Annotated in this window: 14 protein-coding genes and 1 tRNA gene; 12 read left to right on the forward strand and 3 right to left on the reverse strand. The window is 67.8% G+C overall.

What is annotated here, in order from left to right:
• Window positions 1-228: 228 nt before the first annotated feature.
• From AKJ09_RS25565 to AKJ09_RS25580, 4 genes are all read left to right on the forward strand, one after another.
• Complete coding sequence (locus tag AKJ09_RS25565; protein ID WP_146650077.1) at window positions 229-1,680, forward strand: cryptochrome/photolyase family protein; 1,452 nt, start codon at window positions 229-231, stop codon at window positions 1,678-1,680.
• Window positions 1,681-1,689: 9 nt separating this feature from the next.
• The gene (locus tag AKJ09_RS25570) at window positions 1,690-2,010 is read left to right on the forward strand and encodes a hypothetical protein (protein WP_146650079.1); all 321 of its coding nucleotides are present in this window, start codon (window positions 1,690-1,692) and stop codon (window positions 2,008-2,010) included.
• Between the two features lie 207 nt (window positions 2,011-2,217).
• Window positions 2,218-2,901 (forward strand): hypothetical protein, encoded by a 684-nt coding sequence (locus AKJ09_RS25575; RefSeq protein WP_146650081.1) that lies wholly within the window; start codon window positions 2,218-2,220, stop codon window positions 2,899-2,901.
• A 57-nt stretch (window positions 2,902-2,958) separates the two neighbouring features.
• Window positions 2,959-3,864, forward strand: a complete 906-nt coding sequence (locus AKJ09_RS25580; RefSeq protein WP_146650083.1) for an aminotransferase class IV — start codon at window positions 2,959-2,961, stop codon at window positions 3,862-3,864.
• 21 nt (window positions 3,865-3,885) lie between these two features.
• On the opposite strand, the gene AKJ09_RS25585 is transcribed toward AKJ09_RS25580, so the two are convergent.
• On the reverse strand, window positions 3,886-4,110 hold the full coding sequence (locus AKJ09_RS25585; RefSeq protein WP_169927856.1) for a Flp family type IVb pilin: 225 nt from the start codon (window positions 4,108-4,110) through the stop codon (window positions 3,886-3,888).
• A gap of 107 nt (window positions 4,111-4,217) precedes the next feature.
• Window positions 4,218-5,561 (reverse strand): flavin-containing monooxygenase, encoded by a 1,344-nt coding sequence (locus AKJ09_RS25590; protein ID WP_146650087.1) that lies wholly within the window; start codon window positions 5,559-5,561, stop codon window positions 4,218-4,220.
• 45 nt (window positions 5,562-5,606) lie between these two features.
• Between AKJ09_RS25590 and AKJ09_RS25595 the strand changes: the two genes are divergently transcribed.
• The 6 genes from AKJ09_RS25595 (at window position 5,607) to AKJ09_RS25620 (ending at window position 13,872) form a co-directional block, all read left to right on the forward strand.
• Window positions 5,607-6,668: an alpha/beta hydrolase gene (locus tag AKJ09_RS25595; protein ID WP_146650089.1), complete on the forward strand. Its 1,062-nt coding sequence runs from the start codon at window positions 5,607-5,609 to the stop codon at window positions 6,666-6,668.
• A gap of 59 nt (window positions 6,669-6,727) precedes the next feature.
• A complete protein-coding gene (locus AKJ09_RS25600) occupies window positions 6,728-7,291 on the forward strand; it encodes a QcrA and Rieske domain-containing protein (RefSeq protein ID WP_146650091.1) in 564 nt (187 codons plus the stop codon).
• Window positions 7,288-9,096 carry a cytochrome b N-terminal domain-containing protein gene (locus AKJ09_RS25605; RefSeq protein WP_169927857.1) on the forward strand — a complete coding sequence of 603 codons (1,809 nt, stop codon included), beginning with the start codon at window positions 7,288-7,290 and terminating at the stop codon, window positions 9,094-9,096. The genes AKJ09_RS25600 and AKJ09_RS25605 overlap by 4 nt, the downstream gene beginning before the upstream one ends.
• Window positions 9,097-9,192: 96 nt before the next feature.
• Window positions 9,193-9,384, forward strand: a complete 192-nt coding sequence (locus tag AKJ09_RS25610) for a hypothetical protein (protein ID WP_146650095.1) — start codon at window positions 9,193-9,195, stop codon at window positions 9,382-9,384.
• A gap of 88 nt (window positions 9,385-9,472) precedes the next feature.
• Window positions 9,473-13,708 (forward strand): sigma 54-interacting transcriptional regulator, encoded by a 4,236-nt coding sequence (locus tag AKJ09_RS25615; protein WP_146650097.1) that lies wholly within the window; start codon window positions 9,473-9,475, stop codon window positions 13,706-13,708.
• 91 nt (window positions 13,709-13,799) lie between these two features.
• A tRNA-Ala gene (locus tag AKJ09_RS25620) sits at window positions 13,800-13,872 on the forward strand.
• A gap of 338 nt (window positions 13,873-14,210) precedes the next feature.
• Here AKJ09_RS25620 and AKJ09_RS25625 read toward each other — a convergent pair.
• A complete protein-coding gene (locus AKJ09_RS25625) occupies window positions 14,211-15,044 on the reverse strand; it encodes a sialidase family protein (RefSeq protein WP_146650099.1) in 834 nt (277 codons plus the stop codon).
• Window positions 15,045-15,471: 427 nt separating this feature from the next.
• On the opposite strand from AKJ09_RS25625, the gene AKJ09_RS25630 reads away from it, so the two are divergent.
• The gene (locus tag AKJ09_RS25630) at window positions 15,472-15,708 is read left to right on the forward strand and encodes a DUF4266 domain-containing protein (protein WP_146650101.1); all 237 of its coding nucleotides are present in this window, start codon (window positions 15,472-15,474) and stop codon (window positions 15,706-15,708) included.
• Window positions 15,709-15,757: 49 nt separating this feature from the next.
• Window positions 15,758-16,282: a hypothetical protein gene (locus AKJ09_RS25635; RefSeq protein WP_146650103.1), complete on the forward strand. Its 525-nt coding sequence runs from the start codon at window positions 15,758-15,760 to the stop codon at window positions 16,280-16,282.
• Window positions 16,283-16,314: the final 32 nt, after the last annotated feature.

Below are 16,314 nucleotides of genomic sequence, written 5' to 3' on the forward strand. Positions count from 1 at the left end.
CCCCGTGGACTTATGCGGCTCGCTCGCAGCATGCAACCCTGCGCTTGTGGATCGCCTGTGGAGAACGACCGCGCGAGGATGTGAACGAGGGTGTGGATAAACGGTGGGGCACCGCGATTCGTCGGGCACTTGCCCTGTGGAAACGAAAAAGTGACGCGATCGTAAGGGGCTGCGAAGAAATGTGCGTGGCGTCGCGCCTTGCGCCGTCGGTATGACGAACGTCTCGTCATGCGCACGATCGTCTGGTTTCGAGGCAAGGACCTGCGGCTGGCCGATCACGAGCCGCTTGCGGATGCGCTTGCCCGTCGGGGAGACGTCGTTCCCATCTTCGTGGTCGACCCCTACTTCTTCGCCCCCGAGCGGGCGAGGGAGCTTCCGCATCGGATGCAGTTCCTCGTCGACTCCCTGGCAGAGCTCGCCGAGAACGTGGCCGAGCGCGGATCTCGCCTGACGTTCTTCGGCGGCAAGAGCGTCGACGTCGTACCGAAGCTCGCGCACGCCTACCGTGCCGATCGCGTCGTGGCCTACCGCTGGAGCGAGCCCATCGGGGTCGACCGCGATCGGCGCATCACCGCAGCGCTCGCGCGTGAGGGGATCCCGTTCGACCTCTTCGAAGGCGAGACGCTCGCCAAGCCGGGCGAGGTCCTGACGGGCGCCGGTGAGCCGTTCTCCGTGTTCACACCGTTCGCGCGCGCGTTTGCCAAGGTCGTCGAAATCGGAAAGCCGCTGCGGGCGCCAGCGGCGTTGCCGAAGGCGCCTCCGGTGCCGGCCGGCGTGAGGCCGCTCCTCACGAAGGCGCCGACGCTCGAATCCATCGGCGTCGAACGCAACGAGCACCTCGTCGCCGGTGGCGAGAAGGCCTCGCGCGATCGGCTGCGGAGGTTTCTGAAAGGCCCTGCGGCGAAGTACGAGACGGGGCGCAACGAGATGGGGATCGAAGGAACGAGCCGCATCTCGCAAGATCTCAAGTTCGGCACGCTGAGCGCTCGCTACGTCTGGACCACGGCCAAGGATGCTCTCGACGAGCACCCCAAGGCCTGGCGCGTCTGGTCGAACGAGCTCGTGTGGCGCGAGTTCGCGTACGACGTGTTGCGCGTTCGACCTTCGGTTCTGACGAAGCCATTTCGCTCGGCGTGGAAGGGGTTCCCGTGGCGCCGTGACGAGAAGGCATGGCGTGCGTGGTGCGAAGGCACCACCGGTTATCCGATCGTCGACGCCTCCGCGCGACAGCTCCTCGCCGAGGGCTTCGTGCACAACCGCGCGCGGATGATCTCCGCGAGCTTCCTCGCCAAGCACCTGCTCGTCGACTTCCGTAAGGGCGAGGCCCACTACATGAAGTTCCTGACGGACGGCGACTGGGCCAACAACGACCTCGGTTGGCAGTGGAGCGCCGGCTGTGGAGTCGACGCCCAGCCCTGGTTCCGCGTGTTCAATCCGGTCGGGCAGGGGAAGCGCTTCGATGTCGACGGCGCCTACGTGCGGCGCTGGGTGCCCGAGCTCGCGAGGCTCTCGAATCGGCACATCCATGCACCGTGGGAAGCACCGGAAGCGGAGCTCGCTCGCGCTGGGGTGGAGCTCGGCAAGACGTATCCGCGTCCGATCGTCGATCTCGCGCTGGCACGCGGGCGGTTTCTGGCCGCGGCCGAGGGCCATCTGGCGCACCCTGGATCGCGTGCCTAGGATGGCCTCATGCTTCCCGAGCAGAAAGCGACGAGCTACGCGCACGATCCGGCGATGGGAACGGTCGTCGTCGTTTGCGAGACAGGGCCGAGGTCACCGCTCCACGGCGAGATGGATGGTCGGTTGCTGCTCGACAAGACCGAGCACCTCGTGGGGATCGACGTTGCGCCGGAAACCCCCGACCGCCTCGTGATGATGCTCGGGCCACACGAAGCCGTGGACCATGTCGAGGCGGCGCGCGTTCACGTCGAGAGTGGCGGGCGCACCGTGACCTTGCATGGCCCGTTCGCCAAGCTCGTGGCGCCTGGTGCAAGTCCGTACGTCCCCTGACTGGAGAGGCGTTTCGTCTCTGATTCCGGACGCTTGAGAGCGCGCTCGGAAGCCCATGTTCCAAGGTGGGAATAATTCGTTTCCGCCCTCCCATTTTTTTTGCGACCGCCACAGCAGGTGGGCGTCACCCACCCGGAAACAGCGGTACCGAGCCGCCTCTAACGGGGCTGCTCGCGGCGCGCGTCGCAAAGAAAGTCGAGTTGTCTCATGGGCTTCCAGATGGGTTCGGCGTCGGTCAGCAAGCTCCTCGACCGCTTGGAGCTCGAACATGAGCTCGACGAGGCGGAGGAGACCGTCCACTTGGTCCGCTCGTTCAGCGGCGGCGCCGTCCACCTCTTCATCTCCTTCCATGACGTGGCTGGAGCGCCGGGCGTTCGCACGCTCCGGCTGATGGCGATGACCAAGGAGCCGCTTCCGGAAAAGGTTCGTCGCAACGCCCCGGACATCCTCGACGCCTGGGCCTCGGAGCGCGAGGAGTGCCTGAGCGACGGCGCCGCGCGCATCGTCGACGCGTACGCCCGCGTCGAGGGCGACGCGCTTTGCTGGGACTGGGACTGGCCGTTCCCCGCCGGCATGGAGGTCAGCGAGGCCTTCTTCAAGGCGGTCTTCGACGGCTTCCTAAAGAGCGTCCGCGAAGACGTGAACGTCGTGGCGGTCACGCTCGACGGCGGCTGGAAGCTCACGGGCAAGGAGCTCGAAGTGAACGCGGCGGGCGAGCACCTCGGCAGCCTGCGCTACAAGCACAACCGCACGGGCGCGGTGCTCGAGGCCGCCGTCACCGCGGAGGTCTACGACGGGTTCGGCGTGCATCTCCGTGGGCTCGAGCAGCTGACCGACGTCCCAGGTGTGAAGATCGTCCGCGACACCTCCCGCGTGAGCCGCGCTCACTGACGTCTCGCGTGGATCGTTGGCCCTCGCCCGCGATTGGGCGATGCTAGACGGCCAGCGATGGCGATCACGGCACCTCTCGTTTGGCTCGACGGCGCGCTCGTCCCCGCGGCGGACGCGACCCTTCCTCTCATGGGGCACGCCCCCCAGCGGGGCAGTCTCGTGTTCGACGTCGGCTCGTTCCACCCCACCACGAAAGGGCCGGCGCTCTTCCGCGCCCGCGAGCACGTCGCGCGGTTCGTGAATTCGGCGCGCATCGTGGGCCTTTCGCTCGCCTATGACGAAGAGGCGCTCGTGCGGGCCGCGGTGTCGGTTGTCCGCGAGTGCAGGCGCGACGAGGGCCTCGTGCGGTGGTCCGTGTTCTTCGCCGCCGCCGAGCCGGACTTGCTCCCGCGCGACGGGGCGACCCGCGTGGCCGTCGCCGCGCAGCTCTTGCAGGACACCGGTCGGCCCAAGCCGCTCCGCATCGCGGTCTTCGACGACGCGCGCAAGGCGAGCCCCGACGTTCTCTCGCCCGAAGCCAAGGCCGCTGCCTCGTATCTCGGTCCGATGATCGCGCGCCGGCGAGCGGTTGCCTCCGGGGCCGACGACGTGGTGCTGCTCGATCGTGACGGCGACGTGGCCGAAGCGCCGATCGCGAACGTGTTCGTCGTTCGAGGTGGCACGCTCGTGACCCCGTCGCTCGGCTACGTTCTGCCCGGCATCACGCGGGACGCGGTGCTGGCCATCGCGCGCGACGAAGGGCTCTCCGTGCAAGAAGCGAAGCTGTCGCCCGAAGCGCTTGCGACGGCGGACGAGGCGTTTCTTACGGCCACGTCGTTGCCGATTGCGCCGGTCGCGTCGGTGAACGGTCGCGCACTTGCATCGGCGCCCGGTCCGATCACGGCGCGCTTGGTGGAGCGCTTCGAAGCCGCGCAGCGAGGAGCGCACCCGTCGTTCGCGCATTGGCTCACCCATCTCGGGTGAGTGGGCGCTGGCGAGGGCGCTCTACTTCTTGTCGAGCTCGGCCGAGGCCTTGTCGCCGTTCAGGCGCGTGCGCTTGCCGAGCTCTCGATACGCACCCGCGGCGAGCACCATGATCGCGATGATGAGCAGCGCGTACTCGACCATCGTTGCGCCGCGCTGCTTCGCGCGCGCCAGCCGCACGCCGTGACTCGCGTGACGGAAGCCATCCTGCCGGCGGATCGAGGGAGGAGAACGACGAAGCATCACGGATGCTTCACGATAGCTCGGAATCGGAACGGATCTAGTTTTTCCGAGGTCTGGTGCAGTGTCGATCCACCCATGAAACGAATGTGCCAACGCACGCGAAGGCGACGTCAGGTCGCGTGATGGTCTCCTCGGCGATGCGCTGAGCGCCGCTTTCCGCGGCGGATCTCATGCTCGAGGTCGAGCAGGTAGTCATCGAAGTCGACCTCCATCGTGTGTCGCTTCGACTTCACGTATCGCGCGAACATGCGCTCTCGCTCCTCGTCCATCGTGCGTCGCATCTCGGCGGGAGGCGGGAGCTCGTACTCGTGGCGCAGGTACTTCGCGATCCACTTTCCCTGCGCTTCGGCGAGGGGCATGACCGCACCGATCGGCTGCAGTAGCCCGAGGAACATGAGCCCGGGGAGCGATGGATGGAACACGCGCTTGAAGAGCGGGAGGTCGTTGTTCGGAGCCGAGACGAGCGTGGGGTCGAAGAACGGGAATGTGACTTTGTATCCAGTGCACCAGATGATGACGTCGACGTCTTCGACGGAGCCGTCGGCGAAGCGGACCTGCTTGCCGAGCAGCTCGGCGACGTTGGGCTTCGGCGTGATCGCGCCATGCACGAGGCGATCGAGGATGCGGCTCGAGACCGTGGGATGCGCATCGCCGAAGCGATGATCCGGCTTGGGTAGGCCGTAGCGCTCCATGTCTCCGACGACGAGGTGGTGGATCACCTCCATGGCGCGCCGACGGACGGACCAAGGGATCCGCGCCGTGGTCACGTGCTGGTCGAGCGGCTTTCCGAAGATGTACTTCGGAATCACATAGGCGCCGCGACGCGCGGCGAGGAAAGACTTCGCGCCGACCTCGCTCGCCTCGACGGCGATATCCATCGCGCTGTTGCCCATGCCGACGACGAGGACGCGTTTGCCTCGTAAGGTGTCCTTCGAGCGGTAGTGGTGCGCGTGCAGCTGCGTGCCGTCGAAGGTGCCGGGATAGGCAGGTTCGGGCCAGAGTGGATCCCAGTGGTGTCCGTTCGCGACGAGAATGCCGTCGTAGACGCGCTCCCACGCGCCGCCCTTGTCGCGCACGCGCACTCGCCACTTGCCGCGATTTTCGCCTTCGTGAACGAGGTCGGCGTGGAGGACTTCGGTCTCGAACGAGATGCGACGCCGCAAGCCGAAGTGATCGACGTAGTCGTTGAAGTATGCGGCGATCTGCGTGTGATGCGGGAAGTCGGGATACGACTTCGGCATCGGGTAGTCCGCGTACTGCATGCGGTCACGCGAGGTGTTGATGTAGAGCCCCTCGTAGGCGGAGCTCATTCCGTTCTTGTTGCCGAACACCCAGTTGCCGCCGACCCGGTCGCTCGCCTCGAAGCAGTCGAACGCGACGTTGGCGTCGGCGAGAGCCTTCACTGCAGCAATGCCGGACGAACCAGCACCGATGATGCAGACCCGCGGTTCCACAGCCGAAGCTTACTGCGGCGATCGCCGCGTGGCATACTCTAGGGCATGCCCGTGTGGCGGAAGATGCTGAGCGCCGCTGCAGCGACGGTGGACGAGGCCATGCTCGCGGCCATGAACGCGCGTGGCGCACGCGAACGACGACACACCTCGAGCTTGTCGCACGAGCAGCGTCTGGCCGTGCTCTCCGAGGTTCACGATCTCTACGGTGGAGCGCTAGCCGAGGGGCCTGCAGAGTTCTTCCCGGCGCCAACCGAAGTCGAGCCCCAGCTTCGGGAGATCCGCTCCGGCACGTGGGAAGCCTCGTTCGCCAGCCCGTTCGTTCCTTATCTGGCGGCGACGGCGACGAAGTATCTGGCGAACGTCGAGAATCGCACGGCGCGTGCACGATTGTGTTTTGCACCGTTTCGGCACCCCCGGCCCGTGATCATCGCAGTGCACGGCTACATGGGCGGGCATTGGCTGCTCGAGGAAGCCCAATGGCCGCTCGCGTGGCTGCAGCGCATCGGGCTCGACGTGGCACTGCCGCTCCTGCCGTTCCACGGTTCGCGCGCCGGAGCACGGAGTGGGCCTCCGCAGTTTCCGAGCTCGGACCCGCGATTCACCAACGAAGGCTTTCGGCAGGCCGTCACCGACATCGTCGCGCTCGCGAATTGGCTTCGTCGTCGAGGTGCGCCGAGCGTCGGCATCATGGGGATGAGCCTCGGTGGCTATACCTCCGCGCTCGTCGCCACCGTGTCCGATGCCATCGACTTCGTGATGCCGATGATTCCGCTCGCCTCCATCGCCGACTTCGCGCGGGAGCAGGGGTCGTTGGGCGAGGGCGACTCGGCGAGCCTGCAACACCAGGCGCTCGAACGCGCGAACTGGGTCGTGAGCCCGCTTGCGCGCCCGTTGCGGCTACCGGTCTCTCGTGCGCTCGTCGTGGCCGCCGAACACGATCGCATCACGCCGTCTTCGCACGCGGCACGCATTGCCACGCACTTCGATTGTGACCTCCTCACCATCGCCGGCGGGCACCTTTTGCAGCTCGGTCGAGGCGACGCTTTCCGCGGACTTCGCACGATGCTCGAACGGGAGGACATCCTTCCGCGTCGAGCGTCGAAATGACGCGCTCGTCCTAGAAGCACGCTCCTTCCCTACTCGTGTAGCATCGCGGCGGGGGGGCGATGACGACACCGAAGCCGCCGGCGGAAACCGGCTCCACGCGCGAAGCCGCGCCCGAAGGCACGGCGACTCGACGAACGATCGGCCTCGCGGTCATCGGCGGAGCATGCGTCTTCGCCGCGACGGCCGCCGTTCCTGCCCTCGTGTTCGTCGCCGCGCCTCTCGCGAAGAAGGGCGGCGAGAGTCGGTGGGTGCGCACCGTTCGGCTCGAGCAGCTCGCCGAGGGCGAACCCAAGCGCGTTGCCGTCATCGATGATCGGACGGACGCGTGGACACGCGAGAGAGGCGTCGACCTTGGTAGCGTGTGGCTCGTTCGGCAGGGAGCGAACGTCCTCGCGCTCTCTGCGGTGTGCCCGCATCTGGGCTGCTCGGTGAATACGGCGCCCGTCATCAAGGACGGATTCGCTTGCCCGTGTCACACCTCGGCGTTCGATCTGGAGGGAAGACGAACGAGCGGTCCTTCTCCGCGCAACATGGACACGCTTGCCACACGCATCGACGACGGCGTCGTGGTCGTCGACTTCCAGCGCTTTCGCATCGGCGTCCCCGAGAAGGTGCGCCTGTGAGCCGCCTGCGTCGCCTCGGCGACTTCTTCGACGAGCGGACCGGCTACCGGAAGCTCCTTTCGCACGCACTCGAGGAGCCCGTGCGCGGCGGGGCTCGCTGGGCCTATGTCTTCGGGAGCACGCTGGTCACCACGTTCCTGGTCCAGGCGGTGACCGGCATGGCCCTGATGACCAGCTACGCGCCGAGCGACAAGACGGCGTGGGCCAGCGTCCACTTCATCACCTTCGTTCAGGCCGGCGGTTGGCTCGTGCGCGGGATGCACAGCTTCGGCGCGCAGGCGATGGTGATCCTGATCGGCCTGCATTTGTTGCAGGTTGCATTTTTTGGCGCGTATCGCAAACCGCGCGAGGTCAACTGGTGGTTCGGCCTCGTCTTGCTGGCGCTGACGCTCGGCTTCGCGCTGACCGGCTATCTCTTGCCGTGGGATCAGAAGGGGTACTGGGCCACGCGCGTGGCCACCAACATCGCAGGCACCGTTCCGATCGTGGGGGACGCGACGCAACGCTTGCTGCTCGGCGGGCCCGAGTACGGCAGTCTCACGCTGACGCGTTTTTATGCACTCCACGTGGTGGTGCTGCCCGCGCTGCTCGTCGGGGCGCTGGTCGCTCACGTGGCCCTCTTTCGGAAGCACGGGGTAACGGCGCTCGCGGGGGCCGATCTTCGCCGCGTGGACACGTTCTTTCCGAAACAGCTCGCCAAGGATCTGCTCGCGTCGCTCCTCGTGCTGGGCATCGTGATCGTGCTCGCGTTGGTCGAGCATGGCGCGCCGCTCGATGCTCCCGCCGATCCCGCGAGCGACTATCCGGCGCGCCCCGAGTGGTACTTCCTCTCCCTGTTCCAGCTGCTCAAGTACTTCCATGGGCCGCTCGAGATTGTCGGCACGGTGGTGCTGCCGACGCTCGTAGCCATCTACTTCGTCGTCCTGCCGCTCTTGGACCGTCGGCCGACGAACGCCATCCGGGGGCGCGTAGGGCCGCTCGCGCCCGTGGTCGTCGTCGCCGTGTCGGTGGTGGTGCTCACGTTCGCGGCTCGCTATGCCGACGCGCACGACGCGGCGTTCCAGAAGGACCGAGCGAAAGCCGATGCGCGTTCGCGTGCCGCCAACCGTATCGCCCTGCAGGGGATCCCACCGGAAGGTCCGCTCGCGATGATGAAGCTCGATCCGGAGCTGCGTGGGCCCGAGCTCTTCGAGTCACGCTGCGCGAGCTGCCATCGACTCGGAACGCGCGGTCCGAAGGACGAGGCCGAGCGAAAGGCCCCCGTGCTCGACGGTTGGGGAACGGAGTCGTGGGTGCTCACGATGATTCACGACCCCGACGCGGATGCGAAGTTCGGTCGAACACCCTACAAAGGCGAGATGCCGTCGGTCGACCGCCCACCACCGGGAGAGGAGGGCACCACGTTCAAACCGATGCCCGAGGCAGAGAAGCTGGCGGTAGCGGCGTTTCTCGCGAGCCAGGGCGACGAGCCCGGCGACGAAATTCCGAAGGATGCGCTGCGTCGCGATCCGGCACGCGTCGCCATGGGCAGGGAGATCGTGAAGGGGCGCTGCACGACGTGCCATCTCTTCGAAGGCCGTGGAGACGACTCCGATCAAGGGCTCGCTCCCGAGCTTTCGCACTGGGGGTCGTATGCGTGGGTGCGCGCGCAGATCGAGAATCCGTCGACCAAGGTGACGTATCGCGAGAAGGCGCTCGACGCCGATCGCAAGGGACACATGCCTCGCTTCGACGGCGAGCTCCGGCCCGAGGAGATCACGCTGCTCGCCAAATGGGTCCACGACGAGGCGCGGCGAACTCCTTGACCTGACGCGCAATACTGTCGCGCTGTCCAGCATCGCGCGACATGGCGGAGCTCGTGCGTTGCGCGATCCGGCCGCCGTGCCTAAGGTTACGAGGTCATGAGCAAGACGCGTACGGAAGTGCTGGCGGAGTCGCGCACGAAGGGGGTCGTCGCCGGGGCAACCACGGCTGGCGCGGTCGCGGCGGGGGTGCTGGTCGCTCCGGTCGCCGGGGTCGTCGTAGCGGTGCCTGCCGCCTACCTCGCCTACAAGTGGTGGAAGCACCGGGCCGAAAACGGCATCCGTTTCTGAGCGCAACCACAGTTGACGGGGGCCTCAAAACCGCTTTGATGAGCGGGTGGTTCGCCGTTCGGCAGCGCTGTCACCAAAGTTGACGCTCGTGTCCGCTCACGAGAGTGGGCACAAGAGTGGGCGCTCGTTCTCGGGGGCGAGCGGGAGCACGTTCGCGTGGCAGGTGCTCGAGCGTATCGGCGAAGGCGCGAGCGCCATCGTCTACAAGGCGCGCCGTGACGACGACGGCACGCTCGCGGCGCTCAAGGTCGCCAAGCGCGGGCTCGACGACGAGGACGGTTGGGTTGGTCGCGAAGCGGCGCTGGTTGCTTCGCTCGAGCGCCGATGGGGACCGCGACTGCTCGATGCCGGTCGCGTTCCGTCGAGCGTCGCCGCGCTGCCGACCAACACGAGCTTCGTGGCCACCACGTGGATCGAAGGCGAATCGCTCGACGGCGTCGTCGCTCGCACGACATCGGAGCGGAGTGCGCTCGCCGCGCGCGTCGCGCATGGCGTCGGTCGCGCGCTCGACGAGCTCCATGGCATGGGGGTTCGTCACGGTGACGTGAAGCTGTCCAACGTCGTCGTGGCACCCGGAACACCGGAGTCGCGCGATGCCTGCGATGCACGCGCCGTCACGCTCATCGACATGGGGCTCGCCGCGTCGCTCGACAACGAGCATGCGCTCGGCAGCACGCCTCGTTATCTCGCACCCGAGATTGCCGCCGGCGATGCGGCAACGCCTGCCGCCGACCTCTATGCGCTCGGCATCGTCCTCGCCGAGATCTTGATGCCGACGATCGCCACCGCGGGTGATCCTCGGCCGCTGCTTGCGCCCACGTTCGGTGAGGGCGAGATCGGGCGCTGGATCGAAGCGCTCGTGGCGCGCTCCCCCGGTGCTCGGCCGGCAGCCTCGTGGGTTGCCGATCGCGCCGCTCGCTTTCTCGGGCTAGCGTCCGACGAGCGCGAGATCATCGAAGCGCGCAAGGCACGCGTGCGACGAACGTACCTGGCCGTGCGAGCCGAGGGCATTCGCTCGGGCGGAACGATCGACGAAGCGATCGCGTCGCCGACACGCGATTGGCTCGAGGAAGCGCTGGCTCTCGCGGCGCGCGTCTCCGAGCCCGATCGAAGCGAAGCGCTCCGGCTCGAGCCGCTCGACACGCTCGGAAAAGCACGCTGGCTTCTCGGTCTGGTGGGGCCGCAGGCGGCGTCGTGGCCGAGCCCCGCGCAGAGCGAAGGCGAGCTCGCGTCCCAGCTTCTTTCGCTCTGCGAGGTCGCTGCGCCCGAGGCGTGGACGTTGGCCGACGTGGTCGAAGGCGCGAGCGGATCTGCACGCGCGGCGGCCTCTTGGTCGTCCGGCGAAGAGCTGGATCTCGCGCTGACGCGTGCGCTTCTCCGTCCTCGTCCGGACGCTGCGGCCGTGGCGCGTGCCGAGAGCGAAGTCGCCGACGGACGCGCGCCGACGTCACTCGCGGTCGATCTCGCGATGGCGCTGCTTCGCCGTGGCGAGATCGGTCGTGCCTTCGCCGCGATCAGCGCGGCCAAAGGGCAGACGCCCGAGGTGCTCGCGGTCTTCTCGGAGATTGCGCGGCGTCGAGGTGACGTCGTCGCGGCCGAAGGGGCGGCACGGCGAGCGGCGGCGGACGCGTCGGCACCTTCGCGTGACGGTGCGCGAGCGATCCTCGCGCGTCTGGCGTGGGACCGTGGCGCATTCGACGTCGCCGACGAAGAGCTCGGCGACGCGCGTGGAGCTTCGGCGGCCGAGGTTCGTGGGCTCGTCGCCTATGCGAGAGGGGATCTCGACCGAGGTCTTCGCATCGTCGACGACGCATCCCGCGAGCCCAACGACGCGCTCGGTCAGGCACGCCTCGCCGCCACGCGCGGCATGCTCGAGCACGCACGCGGTCATGCGGCCGCCAGCGTCGAAGCGTTCGCCTCCGCCGCGGACCTCGCGGCGCGCGAAGGTGCCGTCGTCGAAGAGGCCACGTACCTCACGGGCCTCGCAGCAGCGGCCACGGACGCCGGGGCGGCCTCTCAGGCGCTCGGCGCAGCGACTCGCGCGGCGCTTCTGTGGGAGCGCTTGGGGCGTCCAGCGTTGGCGGCGCGTGCGTTTCTGTCGCGAGCCGCAGCGTTCGCGATCATCGGTGCGTCGCACGATGCCGACGTCGCGGCGGCCCTCGCTTCGTCACGCGCGAAGCTCTCGGGCGATCGCCGGGCGGTGGCCTTCGCCCGATGGTCGATCGTCGAGACGCGACTGCCAAGGGACGCACGCGCGCGCCGCGAAGTCCTGCTCGCCGACGAAGAGCTCGCTCGCCTCGATTCCGACCCGCTCGGCGAAGATCGCGTTCGCTCCGCGGCCCGTCTTCTCGTCTGGGCCGACGGCGTGATGTTCGACGGATCGCCGGTTCGACTCGGGGCCATCGACGAGCGCGTCGGCACCCTGTCCGGTCCGGCGCGTTGGGATTGGTGGGGCGCGCGCGCCACGGCCCTCGTGGCACGTCGCAAGACCGACGGCGCCTTCTCGGTCGCCGACGCGAAGTTCGTGATCGGCCAGCTCCTCGGGTTGCTCGACCAGCCGGCGCCCGTCGGCGCGCGTGGTCCTGCGCTCGATGCCGGTGTTCGTCTCGCAGCCGAGATTCCCGATGGCGACGTCGTACGCCGTCTCGAGACGGCCCGCCGCGCCGCGGCCGATGCTCTTCGCGCCGGAACGCCTGTGGAGCACCGCGCGGCACTTGCCACCGTGGCCTGGGCTCATGCGTCGAGCTCGGAGAGCGCAGCCTCGCTGGCATCCGCGCCGCTCGGAGCTGCGCAAGTCGAACAGCTCGATGCCATCGTTCGCTCGCTCTCCTCGCGTGACCGCCTGAAGCCGCTGCTCGAACAGGTCCTCGACGCGATGGTGCTCTGGACGGGCGTCGAACGAGGGCTTCTTCTGCTGACGGCGCCCGACGGGAAACTCGTTCCTCGGGCCGCGCGAAACCTCGCGCGACGCGATCTCGGAACCGAGCAGCTCACCCTCTCGATGGGCATCGCCAAACGCGCGATGGACGAGCGTCAGGCCGTCGTCGCCACCGACGCGTATTCGCAGATCGGTGATCTCCACGCTTCCGTCCACGCGCTGCGCCTTCGCAGTGTGCTGGCCGTGCCACTCGTCGCGCGCGGTGACGTGCTCGGCGTCGTCTATCTCGACGACCGCGTGAGGCGTGGCGCATTCGGGCCTGCGGAGCTCGCGTGGGTGCGTCTCGTCGCGAGTCAGGCAGCGCTCGCCATCGCCGATGCCCGCGATCAAGCCCTCCTGCGCCGGGCCATCCGTCGTGCCGAGCGCGCGAACGCAAGTCTCGCTCGCGAGCTCGGAGCACGTGAGGCCGAGCTCGTGGCCATCCGCGCGGAGCTCGCGCAAGGCGAGGACACGCGCTTCCGCTACGACGAGATCGCCGGACGAAGCGAGCCGATGCGCGCCATGCTCCGTCTCGTCGACCGCGTGACGGCGAGCGACGTTCCCGTGCTCCTCATCGGCGAGTCCGGCACCGGCAAAGAGCTCGTTGCTCGGGCGATTCATACGAACGGCCCGCGCGCGTCACGACCGTTCGTGACGGAGAACTGCGGGTCGGTGCCCGAGGCGCTCCTCGAGTCGACGCTGTTCGGTCACGTGCGCGGTGCGTTCACCGGCGCTTCGTCCACGCGTGCAGGCCTCTTCGACGTGGCCGACGGCGGCACCCTCTTCCTCGACGAGATCGGGGAGATGCCGCTTGCGATGCAGACCAAGCTCCTCCGTGTGCTCCAGAACGGTGAAGTTCGCCCGGTCGGAAGCGAGCGAGTTCACAAGGTCGACGTTCGTATCATCGGCGCCACCCATCGCGACCTCGAGGCCATGGTCGCCGCCGGTACCTTCCGCGAGGACCTCTTCTACCGCCTCAACGTCGTGTCGATCCGCGTGCCCGCCCTGCGCGAGCGGCAGGCGGACATCCCGCTGCTCGTCGCCCACTTCATCGAGAAGCACGCCAAAGGGCGCCGGCTGAAGGTCACCAAGGCGGCCATCGAGCGCCTGACCGCGTTCGCCTGGCCCGGCAACGTTCGACAGCTCGAAAATGAGATCCGTCGCGCCCTCGTCCTCGCCGACGAGCGCATCGACGAGGGAGACCTCTCCGAAGAGGTCGCTCGTGGCGGTCCCGCGGCGGCCCGCGAGGCCGGTTCGGGCCTCAAAGCAAGGGTCGACGCCCTCGAAACCCAGCTCGTTCGCGAGGCCCTGGTCCGCACCAAGGGCAACCAAACCCGCGCGGCCGAAGCCCTCGGGATCTCCCGCTTCGGCCTACAGAAGATGATGCGTCGACTAGGAATTCGTTAGGTTCCGATGATCTGGGCTTTACAGACCAAACAACACCGGGTAAAGACAGCGCCTCTCTCGCAGACACGAGAGTTTGAAAACCGATTGTGACGGGGCCGTAGCTCAGCTGGGAGAGCGCATCCATGGCATGGATGAGGTCAGGGGTTCGATCCCCCTCGGCTCCACTGTATTGTTTTCGCGCGCTTACGCGCGCTTTAGTTCTCCGGAAGGTCCTGAGGGCCCGGAGAGAGTGAGTGACGCAGCGGGAAGGCGAATGTCCCCCGCTGCGCTCTTGCGTGCTCCTGGAGGTCCTGAGGGCCCGGAGTGAGCGATGCAGCGGGAAGGCGAATGTCTTCCGCTGCGCGCCTGCGTGCTCCGGCGGGGCCTGAGGGCCCGGAGTGAGCGATGCAGCGGGAAGGCGAATGTCTTCCGCTGCGCCCTTGCGTGCTCCGGCGGGGCCTGAGGGCCCGGAGTGAGTGCGGGAAGGCGAACGTCTTCGGCTGCGCCCTCGCGCGGCGCGCCGTTAGGGGCGGCTACGCAGGAGGGCGATGGCTGAGACCTGGCCTTTGGGGCTCGGGGCGGGGCCGACGAGGAAGGCGCCCTTCGAGACGACGAGGGCGCTCTCGAGGGACTGGGCGACTGGGACACCCCGATCGGTCCACGTGCGGCCCGCGTCGGTCGACGTGAGGGCATGGAGCTTCTTCGACCCGGGCTCGTGCGCGCCCGCGACGATCGTTTCGTGATCGCACGCCAGCACATCGAGCTCGAGCGTTGTTGAACGAACCGGCTCCCACGTTTGGCGATCGGCCGTCTGCCAGAGAGTGTCCGACGTGGCGGCGATCAGCGCGCCGGAGTCGAGCGCACACAGACCGAGCAGCCGGACGTCTTCGCGGCTGCTTCCCGGCACCGGCAGTCGCGACCACGTCGCCCCGCAGTCGTGCGATTGCAGGAGGATCGCTCTCGAGCCGCCGGCCTGTTCGACGCCGAAAACCAGGACGTCGTGCGCATGCGACGTGCTCTCGGCGCGCACGACCACGCCGCCAAAGCGACCTCGCTCGATGCCGGTGGCCACGGGGGTCCACGTGGCACCGCGATCCCGCGAATGCGCAAGCAGCGGCGCTCCACCGAGCTCGAACCCGGCTACGTAGAAATCGGACTCTTCGGCGGCCGCTGCCTTGACGATGGCATCGGTCGAGAACGGCTCCGACACCTGAAAATGGATGCCGTCGTCCGTGTGCGCGAGCGACCGTCCACCGAAAAGGTAGAGGTCGGTCGACGACGTGCCGAGAACCGCCGACGGCGCGATGGGCGCTGCGCCGGACTCGAAGGTGGCCCCTCCGTCACGCGAACGGAGCAATCCCGGCTGCCCGCAACGACGATGTCCGAACCCGCGCGCGCGAGCGTGAGAGGGGGCTCGCTTCCCGTGTCGAGCTCGGCCGACCAGGCCTCCGTGAGCTCTGGCATGACGATCGTATGGTCCGGCGGCCTCACCTCGAGCACACGAGCGTCGGAGGGCGCCACGTAGCGCGAAGGCGCGAATCGCTCGGACGCGCACAATCCGGCCGCCGTCGTCCCCTCGGTTTGCGTCGGCTTCGTGGCAGGCACCTCGATCGTCGCGACGTCCGAGGCCCCCTTTCGAGCGCCATGTCCGCACCCGAGGGCGAGCGAGACGCTACCGACGAGAAGCGCTCGCGTGCCGCGGTGGAGAGCCACGTTCGATCTCATGGCGGATTGGCCTTTGGGCGTCAAACGGCGCGACCACGTCGTGCTAAACTCAGCCCACGATGGTGCGTAGCACTCTGCGTTTGACTCGGATCGGGGCGCTCGCTTTGGTGTCGATCACGAGCGTCATCGCGGGTACCGGCTGTACGCACGTCAAACCTTACGAGCGGAGCAAGCTCGCGCACCCGACCATGGCCACGGACGACCTCGCCGGTCCCGCCGAGCAGCACATGCGAAGCGTTCAGGAAGGGGCTGCCGGTGGAAGTGGTGGCGGCGAGAGCGGCTGCGGCTGCAACTGAAGCAGGCTTGGTCATGCAGACTCCTCGGACTCCTCGGATCTCATCCCGCATGTCGTCGCGTACGTTCGTCTCGACTCTGACGCTCGCTCTCGTCGCGACGGCGAGCATGGCGTGCAAGTCGACGCCCCAACCCACGTCCCAGGATCCGAGCGCGCAGCCGAGCGCTCCGCCGGCTCCTGCGGCGCCCGACGCGTCGAACTCCGGAGCCAAAGGCGTCACGTGCGGACCGACGACCTGCAAGCCGGGCGAGACGTGTTGCAACGAGAGTTGCGGCATCTGTACGCCGGAAGGAGGGTTCTGCACGCAGCAAGCCTGCCTGCACGATGCAGGCAACGACGCCGCGTCTCTGAACGGGCCGGGACAGTGCAATGTCGACGCGGATTGCCGAGTGCGTTCGGTCTATTGCAAAGAAACGCCGTGCGCCTGCCTCGCTCTCGGAAAGGGAGATCCGAACCCGACGTGCGCGGGGGGCAGTGTTCAGTGTCTCGTCGATCCGTGCCTGAAAAAGGTCGCGCAATGCGTTTCGGGCCGTTGTGTGACGCAGGCCGTGACGCAGGGCGCGCCGACCAAGTAGGTTCCGGGTAGGGGGCAGTTGCCCTCGGATTC

It is taken from the genome of Labilithrix luteola (genome assembly GCF_001263205.1).
GTDB classification, from domain to species: Bacteria; Myxococcota_A; Polyangia; order Polyangiales; family Polyangiaceae; genus Labilithrix; species Labilithrix luteola.